Raw genomic sequence first — 13,207 nt, forward strand, 5'->3', positions numbered from 1 at the left:
GTCGACCAAAGCGCTCTTCAACCCTTGACTGTTGAGCACCGCCTGGAAGGGATCCGTCGTCTTTCTTCCAAACGGTAGAAGCGACGTCAACGCACCCCCACCCAAAGCCCCCCCATTGTCGCTCCCCGACACGGGCAACAGGGTCACCTTGGACTCGTACACGTTCTTCATCGTCAGGGTAAAGCCCGCCACGAGCACCCCAGCAATCAGCATCGCCCGGGCGATTCGCCAGCGATTCTTAACCACAACCCAGAGCAACTCGACGAGGTTGATCTCGTCTTCGTCCTGATCGTACGGAGGCTCCCGCCGAGTGGACGGTGACGTCGCGGAGGATGCTTCGCTCATTCAAACCAACCTTTTTTCAGCTTTGGGATGGACAACCGGTCAGGGGGCGGGATGGTACCGATTTCGTGGGGTGATGCACATGACATGCTGCCAGTTCGGGTGATGCTCGGCACATTGAACGTAGACCATCAAACCGCGATGTTCAGCAGGCTGGCAACCTGTTCCCGCGCCTCGCTCAGTAGACTAGCCAACAGATCCTCGCTGCGTGCCTCGACCATGATGCGTAGCTTTGGCTCAGTCCCAGAGGGGCGCAGCACCACACGGCCATCGCTGCGAGCGTCGAGAATCGACTGGCTCAGGTCTCGACTCAAATCAGCCAATTTTTGCTTATCTTCACGACTCAAAGGGGCAGACAACGCCACGTTCACCAACCGCTGTGGATAACGCTCCAATTGTCCTGCCACCCGAGAAAGCGGAGCCTGCGCAACCACTGTGGCCCGAAGCACCTGGAGCGCCGCGATAATGCCGTCCCCCGTGGTAACGTAGTCCGACATGATCAAGTGGCCCGATTGCTCCCCCCCCACATTGGAACCATGCTCGGCCATCCCCTCCAGGACATAGCGATCTCCCACGGCGGTGCGAACGAATTCGATGCCGTGGGCGGCCAAGAGCCGCTCCAGTCCCATATTGCTCATGACCGTTGCGACTACTGGCCCACGAAGCTGCCCCTCTCGATGCAGAATAACCCCGACCATCCCGAGAATATCGTCTCCGTCGAGTACACGCCCGGTTTCGTCGACCATGATCAGGCGGTCGGCATCGCCATCCAGGGCAATCCCTGCGTCGGCACCGTGCTCCTTCACCAGATTGGCCAAATGTTCGGGATGCAACGCCCCCACCCCATCGTTGATGTTCAGACCATTGGGATTGATCCCGGTGGTGATGACCTCGGCCCCAAGCTCATAGAAGACCTCACCCGCCACGTGGTAGGCGGCTCCATTGGCCGCATCGACCACCAGCTTCAATCCATCCAGGCGCAATCTGCGGGGGACGGTCGCCTTGCAGTATTCGATGTATCGCCCCTTGGCATCCTCGATGCGCACGGCCCGCCCAATTTCCTTACCTTCGGGACGGAACGCGTCGAGCTTATCGCAGCTCATCAACCGTTCGATCTCCAACTCGACCTCGTCGGAAAGCTTGTTGCCATCCGCATCGAAGAACTTGTTGCCGTTGTCCTCAAACGAGTTGTGCGATGCCGAAATCATCACCCCGCCATCGGCCCGCATCGCCCGGGTCAACATCGCCACGCCCGAGGTCGGCAATGGCCCGACCTGCAAAACGTTGAGCCCCACCGAGGTGAACCCAGCCACCATCGCCGCCTCGATCATGTAGCCAGAGCGGCGGGTGTCCTTGCCGATCAATATCCAATGACTACGGCCATCCCGCTGCGAAAACAGGTATCCGGCTGCTCGGGCCACCTTGGTGGCAACCTCTACCGTCATCGGATGGCGGTTGGCGGTCCCGCGGATTCCGTCGGTTCCAAAATATTGGCGTTCGCCCATTGCGTTTTGACTCCACCTGCCTACGGCTTGGATTCTGAATTCAAGGGCTCTTCTGGTATCGAAAGAACCGCAATTTCTTCGGGGATGGTCCGCACCAATTGAACGCCTTCGGGAAGAACCACCTCCAGCGCTCCTGGGTGTTGTTCAATGGGAGACCAAACCACCCGTATGTCTTCGGGGGAGATGGGTGGGTGACCACCTACAACCCGCACCTCGACCGAAACCTGCTTAGGCTCGATTCGACTTCCCGCAAAGGCCCCGGGAACCACGACTCCGATGCCTTCGACCCGTTGCATCTCAAGGTGGGGCCTCATTTGCACCTTGACCGCGACATCTTCGCCGCTCAGCGGTTTGAGATCGACATTCCCGGTATGAACCGGAATTTTTACGGTGAAATCCCCCGAATGCCCTGCCAAATCGATGGGATCGGTCTCAACCTCTTTGAGATCCTCCATCCACACCTCCGGCCCCTGAACGGAAACCGTCGAGGGGGTGACCTCTACTGAGGCAACTTCCACCTGAATCGGAGGGGTTCCCACAAAACGCGGCGTTACGATGACCGAGCGTTCCACCTTGCGGTCGACCTTGATCGGCAATTCGCTCGGGGAAACTCGGACCACCTCAAGCGCCTGCGGTCGTTCGACGTTACGCGGTAGAATCGGCAGGTTGGCCACGCCAGGTCCCGTAAATGCCGACAAATCGAGATTCACCACTAAATCGGAGGGATTTAAGCGCCCCAAGCGACTGCGTGGGCCTTCCAATTGCACGGTGATTCCCGGGGGGATGGTACTGATCAGGACCAACCCCTCGTCCAGCCCGATCGTCCGGACCGGCGCCTCAAATGATAGCTCTACCCTGTCCTCGGCGTTGACGAAAAACCACAGCACTAGGGCAAAAAAGAGGGACAACAATTTGAGCCCGGTATTTTCAATCAAAATCCGGCCCAGAACCGACCTTTTGGCTCTCGTGGTGGGAGTGCGTACGAAAGTCCCGGTCATATCGAGGGCGGCTCGTCCCTTAGGGGCTTTAATGTCGCTCATGCAGCCCCCGTCACCGCCACCTGCCGCACCCGCAAGAGTTCGTTCAAGCGGTCGCGCAACTGTTCGATCTCAAGTCCACTTTCAAGGGTTGAATCAACTGCCACCGAGATCCGACCGGTCTCCTCACTCACCACCACAACCACCGCATCGGTCTCCTCGGCCAAACCTAGTGCCGCCCGATGACGGGTCCCCAAGCGTTTGGACAGTTCGGAGGATTGTGACAGGGGAAGGAAACAGCCGGCGGCAATCACCCGCCCCTCCACGATGATAACCGCGCCGTCATGGATTGGAGAGGAGGGATGGAAGAGGGAAACAATGAGCTCCCGCCGTACCCGGGCATCGATTACCGTGCCGGTGTCGAGGAAGTTGTTCAGCCCTGTTTCGCGCTGGAACACGATCAAGGCCCCGATGCGGTCTTGAGCTAGCGCTCGAACCGCGCGGGTCACCTCTTCGATCGCCTCCTTTTCGGTGAAAGCGACCGGGTGCCAGAGCGATGCCTTACCCATGCGAATGAGCAAGGGGCGGATTTCGTGCTGAAACAACACCACCAGGATGACGATCAGGGAGGAGATGAAGTTGGAGAACAACCACTGCGTGGTCACCAGTCCAGCCCACTCGGCCACGAGGTACAGACCGAGCAACATCGCCAGTCCACCCAGCATCTGCATGGCGCGGGTGCCTTTGAAGAACAGCAGCAAGCCGTAAATCAATGCCGACACCACCGCTATGTCGATGACATCACGGAAGCTCAACTCGCCGACAAAGGCGGTTATTTGGGTGGAAAGATCTGCCATGAAAAGAGGGGTTTCTTGGGTATGTTTAAAAATAAATTCAAGTACTTGTGCTTACATCCTAAAGCCATCCTTAAAGATACCCCATCGACTCCATGGCTTCAATCAAGGCTAGAGCCTGCTGTGATCCCCGCACGTCGTGGACCCGAACTACCGCAACGCCAACCCGCATGGCGTGGGTCGAGACCACTGCGGTCGCCAGATCACGCCGGAGTGGCTCGTCGATCCCGAGTAGCTCGCCCAACATACGCTTGCGTGAGACCCCCAGAAGCACCGGCCCCAGCTGACGCAGCAGGTGCACCTGACGCAGCAGCGCCAGGTTGTGCTCCAACCGCTTGCCAAAACCGATCCCAGGGTCGACCAGAATGCGGTCCGAAGTAATCCCTGCCGCCAGCGCGAGCGCACGGCGCTGGCTCAGATATTCCCCCACCTGCATGACCACATCGTCATATTCAGGGTGACGCTGCATCGTCCCCGGTTCGCCACGCATGTGCATCAAGACGATGGGGCAACCGGCCTCGGCCACCAGGGGGAACATCGCCGGATCGCCCCCCGCCGAGACGTCGTTGACCATCGCGGCCCCTGCCTCCAAGGCCGCCCGGGCGACCGCTGCCTTGCGAGTATCGATGCTGACCGGCCCCAAGCCACGGCGGCTCAACCCTTCGATCAGCGACACCACCCGGCGCCGCTCCTCTGCTTCATCGACCACCGCCGCCCCCGGACGGGTCGACTCCCCCCCGACGTCGAGAATCTCGGCCCCCTCGGCCAATGCGCTTTCGGCGCGTCGTAGAGCGGCAGCCAATCCCCTGGAGGTTGAGGGATCTATCGAACCACCATCGGAGAAGGAATCGGGGGTTGCGTTGAGGATCGCCATGATGGCGGGACGCTGCCGGTCTTCGCCCCCCGTCAATCCAAGTGGTCGCCACCAGGAGCCTGCAAACGGAGCGGGGAGGGGCACATGGCGCCCCTCCCCGTCGATGATGCGATCGACTTGTTCCGGCCTTAAGGGGAGGGGCTCCCCCTGCCAGCGCAGATGTTCGGGATCAGTCGGGGCGCCCACCCTCGGCCGCCTCCTCCTCGGAAGGGGGAACGGTGCGTTCGAAGGCATCGGGATCCATGTCGCCGATGTAACTCTCGCCCCGGATCCCCACCCCCTTGAGGATGGCGGCGATCTCCTTGGCATCGATGGTCTCGTAACGCAGCAGGGCACGACCCAACGTATGCAGCTCGTCGAGGTCGTTCTTAAGAATCTCGCGCGCCCGGTTGTAGTTGCGATCAATGACGGTGCGGATTTCACCGTCGATCTGTTGCATGGTGCGCTCAGAAAGATTGCTGTGTTTGGTGACTTCTCGACCCAGGAAGATCTCCTCCTCTTTCTCACCATAGGTCAGCGGGCCGAGCGCTTCGCTCATCCCCCATTCGGTGACCATGCGCCGAGCCAACTGGGTTGCCCGCATGATGTCATTGGAGGCACCGGTGGTCTTCTGATTGAGTACCAACTCCTCGGCCAACCGCCCACCCATCATGATGGCAATGTCGTTTTCGAGCTTTTCGATGTCGGCGGTGTAGCGATCTTCGGAAGGCAGCTGCATCGTCACCCCCAGAGCGCGTCCACGGGGAATGATCGAAACCTTATGAATCGGATCGGTGCCGGGCAGTTTGATCGCCACCAGGGCGTGGCCCGCCTCGTGGTAGGCGGTGGTGGCCCGCTCTCGCTCGCTGATGACTTGACTCTTACGTTCGACCCCCATGAGCACCTTGTCCTTGGCCGCCTCGAAGTCGGCCATGGTCACCCGCTCCTTGTTTTGCCGAGCCGCCAGCAGCGCCGCCTCATTGACCAAATTGGCCAGATCGGCCCCTGAAAAACCGGGGGTGCCGCGGGCAATCACCGAGGGCACGACGCTGTCGTCGATCGGCACCTTGCCCATGTGCACCTTGAGGATCTGCTCACGTCCGCGCACATCTGGCGAGGGGACGGTCACCTGGCGATCAAAGCGGCCCGGACGCAGCAGGGCCGGATCGAGCACGTCGGGTCGGTTGGTGGCGGCGATCAGAATGACCCCTTCGTTGGATTCGAAACCATCCATCTCGACCAGCAGTTGGTTGAGGGTCTGCTCCCGTTCGTCGTGACCGCCACCCAGACCGGCACCACGACGCCGTCCCACCGCATCGATCTCGTCGATGAAAACCAGGCAGGGGGCCTGTTTTTTGGCCTGCTCGAACAGATCGCGTACCCGGCTGGCACCGACGCCGACGAACATTTCGACGAAGTCAGAGCCGGAGATCGAGAAAAAGGGGACCCCCGCCTCCCCCGCTACGGCGCGAGCCAGCAGGGTTTTACCGGTACCGGGGGGACCAATCAGCAGCACCCCCTTGGGAATCTTGGCGCCGAGTTTGGTGAATTTTTGGGGGTCTTTGAGGAAGTCGACCACCTCGGTCAGCTCCCCCTTGCCCTCGTCGACGCCAGCTACATCGGCAAAGGTGACCTTCTGTGAGTTTTCGTTGAGCAGCTTGGCCCGCGACTTACCGAATGACATCGCCCCTTTGGTCCCGCCCCCCTGCACTTGGCGCATGAAGAAAATCCAGATGCCGATGAGCAAAATCATCGGAAACCAAGAGACCAACACCGAAACCAGCAGGTTGGGTTCTTCTTTGGGGGTGGAGGCGATCGAAACGTGGCGGTCGCGCAGATCCTTAACCAGATCGGGATCCTCCACCGCATAGGTGGTGAAGGGGCGACCGTCGACCAGGGATCCAGTGATCTTGGTGCCGTCAATGGTCACCTCGACCACGTTGCCCTTTTCGACCTCGCTGAGGAAGGCCGAATAGATCATCTTGTTGCCGGGGACCGGTTTGCTGAACAAATTGAACAGCATGATCATGACCAGGCCGATCACCAGCCACAGGGAGAGGTTTTTGTAGAAGTTGTTCAAGAGGTTGCTCCGACTTCTTGGCGGGTCCGTAATGGACCCCGGGAATCGTTTCGCGCTGCCCCAACAACCTGCGTTCGGGCTAAAAGGCGCACAATATAGACCAAACCACGCCCTCTCGGGAATTGGAGGAGCTATCAACTCCCCTACCCATGAAAGGTTCCCTGCATGCCGACACCGCTTCGCGACCGACTCCCCCTCGGTCACCCCCTGCTCAATCTGCCCGTCACCGATCCGTTTGTCGCCGTCGCCGAAAGCCTGAGCCAAGGCAGCCACTTGGCCGCCGATCTGATCGCCCGCCACCCCGAGGCTTGGCTGGGGCAACGTTTCGACCAACCGCTACGCCAGCGGCTTTGGCACATCCTCCATCAAGCCGAGCCGAAATTCGCCCCCCTTGCGACCCCGGGCGACCTACTGCGCCATCTGCGCCAAACCAAACGCCGGGTCATTTTGGCCATCGTTCAGGCCGATCTCGAAGGGGGTGCGCCGGTGGCTGATGTCACCGGCGCGCTCAGCCTTTGGGCCGGATGGGCCATCGACCACGCCTGGCGTTGGTTGGTCGCCCACCACACCCCCGGCTTGGGGCGCCTGGATGAAGATATGGCGATCCTGGGGATGGGCAAGCTCGGATCTAGGGAGCTCAACTTCAGCTCCGATGTCGATCTGATCTTTGTCGCCGCAGATCCTTACGCCACCACTGGCGGTGGAAGCCGAAACCTTGATGCCCAACCCTACCTGCAACGGCTGGCTCGGCAACTGATCGAGGCGATCGGACAAACCACCGCCGACGGTTTCATCTTCCGGGTCGACATGCGACTGCGCCCCGGCGGGGAGACCGCGCCCCTGATCCCCGACGCCGAGATGTTCCTCAACCATTACTTCTCGTACGCCGACACCTGGGAGCGAGCGGCGATGATTAAAGCCCGCCCCATCGCCGGTAATCGGCCAATGGCCTGCGATCTGTTGCGGCAGCTATCGACCTTTCGCTTCCCCCGCTCCATCGACTTCACCTTGGTCGAGGGGATCGCGGCGATGAAGGAAAAAATCAACCAATACCGCGAACACGAGGAGGGCTTTAACGTCAAGTTGGGTCGGGGCGGCATCCGGGAAATCGAGTTTTTCGCCCAGGCCCATCAGTTGCTCCTCGGCGGCAAGGATCGTCGCCTGCGCATTCGCCCCACCGAGCGGGTGCTCTACCACTTGAGTCGGCGGGGGATTTTGTCGATCGAGGAGAAAAACCGACTGATCGACGCCTACCGTTTTCTACGCCGGGTTGAACACCGCCTGCAAGCCTGGGAAGAGGAACAAACCCACCGTTTGCCCGACGACCCTACGGTCCAACTGCGCATTGCCCGGATGCTTCTGCCACCCCAAAACCGTCATCTGTTGGGCGACGCCGAATTGCTGGAACTGTTCCACGGTCGCCTTGACGAGGTGCGCCAGGTGGTGGGGGAGGCATTCGAGGGGATGCTGGGTTCCACCTCGGCCCAATCCAGCGAACCCGGGGAAACACTCCCTCCCTGGAGTATGATCGCCGACCTCCAATGGGCCCACCCCGACGACACCAAACGGCTGTACGAAGCGGTGCACGATCTGCTCGACCACCTACCCTGGTCGGAGGGAGAACGGCAACGGGCCCGGCGGGTGGTGGCTGCGGTGGCGCAAACGGTGGTCGCAAGTCCGATGCGCGATGTTGGCCTGTCGCTCCTGCATCGCCTGACCGAGTCGCTCGCCCCCTTTGGCGCGGTCATCGCGCTGCTCGACCACCACCCCGAATTGATCCGCCGTTTGGGGCGGCTGATGACCGAGGCCTCGGCCATCGCTCGCACCGTGGTCGGACACCCTCCCCTGCTCGAAGCGGTCTACGACTCGACCACCCTGGCCCGCTTCCCCGAAACCCGCGAACTCAAGGATGAGCTCGACAATCTCTTGCGCCCTCTCGAAACCCCAGAAGAGGTCTCCCGAACCCTAGCCCGCTTTCGGGGCGAAATGACGCTACGTATCGCAGTGCGCGATTTGATCGGATTAAGCGATGCCGACGAAGTCTCCGGTGCCCTGTCGGCCCTAGCGGCAGCGGCGATTCAAGCGGTGCATCGCTGGAGCTTGATCCACATGGAGACCCGTCACGGCAATCTTGCGGGTGCCACCTTTGCGGTGATCGCCCTGGGCAAACTCGGCAGCCGGGAGCTGGGCTACGGATCGGACCTCGACCTCATGTTTCTCTACGACGTCCCAGAAGATTGTTGGGGATCGGAGGGTGTTCGCCCCCTGGATCCGGCCACCTGGACCATTCGCTGGGCCAAGGAGGTCATGGGGATTTTGGGGGGGATGACCCCGCTGGGGCCGCTCTTCGAGGTCGATGCCCGATTGCGCCCCGGTGGCGATTCGGGACCTCTGTCGACCAAGCTTTCGACCCTGCGACACTACGAATTCAAGGAGGCCTGGACCTGGGAACATCAGGCTCTGTGCCGCGCCCGAATGGTGGCGGGCGATCCCAACCTGGGGGTGGCCTTTAGGCTTTTGGCCGACGACATCCTGACCCACCCTCGCAGCCGCGAAACCCTGGCGGCTGAAATTGCCGCCATGCGGGCCAAAATCGCCGCCGAAAAGGGGGCTGATCGATGGGACATCAAGCTGGCACCGGGGGGACTGGTCGATTTGGAATTCCTGGCGCAATACCTGGTGCTGGGCTGGGGCGCCGATCAACCCCGTCTGCTGAAACGGGGTACCGCTGCCACCTTGTTGGCCGCCCCAGCAACCGGTCTGCTCACCCCGAACGAGGCTACCCAGTTGGTACAGGGGTGGCACTGGATGCACCGACTGGACCAAAAACTGGCGCTGCTCGACCCAGAGAGCAAACACCGTATCCCCACCAGCGGCCCGCAGCTCCAGGCACTGTCCCAGGTCATGGCGACCACCCCAGAGGAACTGCTGTCGACTTGGGAGGACTACCGCCGCCGCCAACATCAAGAGTGGATCCGACTGTTTCCCCCCCCGCCAGAGAACGTCGCCCTTGGGCCAGGCTACCTTCACTTCGTGAACGATGGTGTGCGCGAAGGGGTGTCGGATCGCGGCGTGGTGAGTAGTATTGCGCCCCATTCAGACCCCTTTTCCCTTGAATCGCAGTCGAATAGCGGGCAAAGCACATGAGCATGGCTGATCGTGACGGATTCATTTGGCAGGATGGCGCCTTGGTGCCGTGGCGCGAGGCGACCACCCACGTCCTGACCCATTCGCTCCACTATGGCTTGGCGGTGTTTGAGGGGATCCGCTGCTACGAGACCGACGAGGGGACCGCCGTCTTCCGGCTTGCCGAGCACACCCGGCGACTGTTCGAGTCGGCCAAGATCCTGCAAATGGGCATGCCGTTCACCGAAGAGCAGATCAAGCAGGCCACCCTTGAGGTATTGCGGGCCAACAAACTCAAGAGCGGCTACATCCGCCCCCTGGCCTTTCTGGGGCCCGAAGGGATGGGGCTGCTGGCCCAGGGGCTCAAAACCCACGTCATTATTGCCGCCTGGCCTTGGGGGGCCTATCTGGGGGAAGAGGGGCTGGAACGGGGGATCCGGGTCAAGACCTCCTCCTACACCCGCCACCACGTCAACATCGCCATGTGCCGGGCCAAGGCCAGCGGCCACTACATCAACTCGGTGCTGGCCAAGCGCGAGGCGGTGGATGGGGGGTACGACGAGGCGCTTCTGCTCGACGATACCGGCTTTGTTGCCGAAGGGTCGGGGGAAAACATTTTCGTGATTCGGGACGGGGTCATCTACACCCCGCAGCTAACCTCGTCGCTCAACGGCATCACCCGTCACACCGTCATGACCATTGCCCACGATCTTGGGCATGAGGTGCGCGAGGCCCCCATCACCCGCGATACCGTCTATGTGGCCGACGAAGCCTTTTTCACCGGAACCGCCGCCGAAGTCACCCCCATCCGTGAGCTCGACCACCGCACCATTGGCGAGGGGCGACGGGGGCCAATCACCGAGAAAATTCAGACGATTTACTTCGATGCAGTGCACGGGCGCGATCCTCGATATCGCCATTGGCTAACGTCCGTTGCGCCGTAAACTCTTTGGGGAAGCGCTGATTTAATGGCGCTTAGCACATGTTCTCGATCACTCCGCGCCTTGGCGCACTCCAACTTCTAGGTCGGTTCAGGATGATGTCTTTCGCAGATTGCAACCCTCGTGTTCACCCCCGCTCCATTCGACTCGTGGTTTCAACGCTCCTATTGATGTGGGGATGGGGCTATACGGCCCAAGCCGAAACGGTCATGCCAGCCGCCGTTGTAGCGCCCGTCGTCGCAGCGCCCGCCGTCGCGGCCCCCATAGGAACGACCGCCCCAGTTGCTCCGCCCGTGGGTGTCAACACGGCGCCAGAGGGGGGCGTTCCCACCGGAATGACACCCTCGGCCCCCATCGCCACACCACAGACGGGCGTTCCCTCAAACACCAGTGCCGAGGGACAGCCCCAAACGACTGTTGCACCCGACGGGAATGCGACGACCACCTTGGACGCAACGGTTCAGGGGGAACTCAAGGTCGATCAAAACACCGTGTCCGATAGCGGCAACGACCAGCCAAACACCGATACGACCTCTTCAATCGACGACACCTCCTCCTCACAGAGCTCTAACAACGAGGGGCCCATCGATGTTGAAGCCATGTTCGCCCTGGCGCCTCAACAACTGGGTCGATCCAGTGCTCCAGAGAATTTCGGGTACGACATTTTTCGCCAAGCCACCTCGACGTTTGCCCCAACCAATAATGCAGCGGTCGGTCCCGATTATATGGTTGGCCCTGGTGACCAGTTTGTGGTCCACATTTGGGGACGGGTCAACGGTGACTATCCGCTTCAGGTTGGTCGCGAGGGTAGCGTCGTCATCCCCCAAGTCGGCACCATTGATGTATCTGGTTTGACCTTTGGAGCCCTCGACGAATACCTCACCCAGCAAATTGGTCGTGTGTTAACCGATTTCACCCTACACGTTACCATGGGGCAGCTGCGCACAATTCGTATTTATGTCATCGGCGAGGTCGATAAACCGGGAAGTTACGAGGTCTCCTCTCTGACCTCGCTTTATCAGGCGCTTTTTGTCGCGGGGGGACCTACACATCGCGGCAGTTTGCGTCAAATTCAGCTTAGACGGCCTGGACAAACCCCGGTCACCTCCGATCTATACAACTTCCTTCTCAAAGGTGATCGTTCCCAAGATCAAGCCCTCCAAAACGGCGACACGATTTTTGTTCCTCTGGTGGGGATTCGTGCCGGTATTTCTGGTCCCATCCGACGCCCAGCCACCTATGAATTTTCTGAATCTCCAAATTTGGGGCAATTGATTGATATGGCTGGCGGCCTTGAGCCGACCGCGTGGCTCAACAAGGTTCAGGTTCGGCGTATCGAAGAAAACGAATGGCACACTGTTCTTGATCTTGATTTGACCCATGAAAAACAGGGCCAAGCCCGAAAATTCAAACTCAAGGATCGCGATCAGGTCTCGATTTACCCCATTCTGCCTAACGATACCCAAGTGGTTCGACTGATCGGTCATGTCGCCCATTCAGGGACCATCTCCTTCCAGAAGGGCATGACCCTCGCCGACCTATTCCCAAATCATTACGACGATCTGCTTGCCGAACCCTACCTAGGTTACGGAGAAATCCTCCGCATCGCCCCCCCCCTCTACGAAACCAGATTACTGACGTTCAACCTTGGGGATGTTCTGGAGGGAAGAACCGTTATCCCTCTGCACCCAATGGACACCATCCGGGTTTATCCCGCCTCGTTTTATCAAACTGGGCAAACCCTTGAAATCAAGGGCGCGGTGCGCCATCAAGGTTCATTCCATTTTCACGACGGAATTACTTTGCTTGATCTGATCCACCGCGCTGGCGATCTACTTCCCAACACCTACATGGACCGGGTGGAAATCAGTCGATTAAACCCTGTAGGAAGTGTGCACCAACGACGGCTCATCGTTCTGAACAATCTGCAGGCCATTATCGATGGCAACCAGAACGCTCCGCTTCTTGAGGCCCAAGACGTCGTTACCATATTCAACGTTGATCGCTTCCGTCCCCCTCAGGTGGTTGTCATTTCAGGAGAAATCCGCAACCCCAGCGAGGTTGCATTCAAAGAGGGCATGACCCTTTTCGATTTGATCCAACATGCCGGGGGGCCGACCAACGACACGTACATGGGACGGTTGGAAATCAGCCGACTCAATCCCAAAGGAAGTGAAAATACTCGCCGCCTGATTGTCCTTTCCGACATCCAACCCATCTTGGAGGGAACGCGCCCCTCCCCGCGCTTGGAGCCCCAGGACATCGTCACCGTGTTCAGTGTAAAACGCTTCCGTCCTGATCAGATTGCTAGCATTGTAGGAGAGGTTCGTAATCCCGGAGAGGTTGACTTTAAAGAGGGGATGACCCTTTTCGATTTAATCCAACACGCCGGGGGGCCGACCAACGACACTTATATGGGACGGTTGGAAATCAGCCGACTCAACCCCAAAGGAAGTGAAAACACTCGCCGCCTGATTGTCCTTTCCGACATCCAACCCATCTTGGAGGGAACGCGCCCCTCCCCGCGCT

Annotated in this window: 7 protein-coding genes and 2 pseudogenes; 3 read left to right on the plus strand and 6 right to left on the minus strand. The window is 60.0% G+C overall.

Features of this window, described 5'->3' with window-relative positions:
* From AUJ55_10195 to AUJ55_10220, 6 genes and pseudogenes are all read right to left on the minus strand, one after another.
* Positions 1 to 345 (minus strand): annotated as a pseudogene (locus AUJ55_10195) (hypothetical protein).
* 128 nt (positions 346 to 473) lie between these two features.
* On the minus strand, positions 474 to 1,847 hold the full coding sequence (locus AUJ55_10200) for a phosphoglucosamine mutase (protein OIO55480.1): 1,374 nt from the start codon (positions 1,845 to 1,847) through the stop codon (positions 474 to 476).
* Positions 1,848 to 1,867: 20 nt separating this feature from the next.
* Positions 1,868 to 2,845, minus strand: a complete 978-nt coding sequence (locus AUJ55_10205; protein ID OIO55481.1) for a hypothetical protein — start codon at positions 2,843 to 2,845, stop codon at positions 1,868 to 1,870.
* Between the two features lie 38 nt (positions 2,846 to 2,883).
* On the minus strand, positions 2,884 to 3,681 hold the full coding sequence (locus AUJ55_10210; protein ID OIO55482.1) for a TIGR00159 family protein: 798 nt from the start codon (positions 3,679 to 3,681) through the stop codon (positions 2,884 to 2,886).
* Between the two features lie 70 nt (positions 3,682 to 3,751).
* Positions 3,752 to 4,588 (minus strand): dihydropteroate synthase, encoded by an 837-nt coding sequence (locus AUJ55_10215; GenBank protein OIO55486.1) that lies wholly within the window; start codon positions 4,586 to 4,588, stop codon positions 3,752 to 3,754.
* 133 nt (positions 4,589 to 4,721) lie between these two features.
* Entirely contained in the window at positions 4,722 to 6,611 is a 1,890-nt protein-coding gene (locus AUJ55_10220) for a cell division protein FtsH (GenBank protein ID OIO55483.1), read from the minus strand.
* Positions 6,612 to 6,776: 165 nt separating this feature from the next.
* Here AUJ55_10220 and AUJ55_10225 point away from each other — a divergent pair, with 165 nt between their 5' ends.
* The 3 genes and pseudogenes from AUJ55_10225 to AUJ55_10235 all read left to right on the plus strand — a co-directional run bounded on the left by AUJ55_10225 (position 6,777) and on the right by AUJ55_10235 (position 13,207).
* On the plus strand, positions 6,777 to 9,758 hold the full coding sequence (locus AUJ55_10225) for a hypothetical protein (protein OIO55484.1): 2,982 nt from the start codon (positions 6,777 to 6,779) through the stop codon (positions 9,756 to 9,758).
* On the plus strand, positions 9,755 to 10,681 hold the full coding sequence (locus AUJ55_10230) for a branched chain amino acid aminotransferase (protein OIO55485.1): 927 nt from the start codon (positions 9,755 to 9,757) through the stop codon (positions 10,679 to 10,681). Before AUJ55_10225 ends, AUJ55_10230 begins: the two co-directional genes overlap by 4 nt.
* A 443-nt stretch (positions 10,682 to 11,124) precedes the next feature.
* A pseudogene (locus tag AUJ55_10235) lies at positions 11,125 to 13,207 on the plus strand (hypothetical protein).

It is taken from the genome of Proteobacteria bacterium CG1_02_64_396 (genome assembly GCA_001872725.1).
Lineage (GTDB): Bacteria > Pseudomonadota > MNWR01 > CG1-02-64-396 > CG1-02-64-396 > CG1-02-64-396.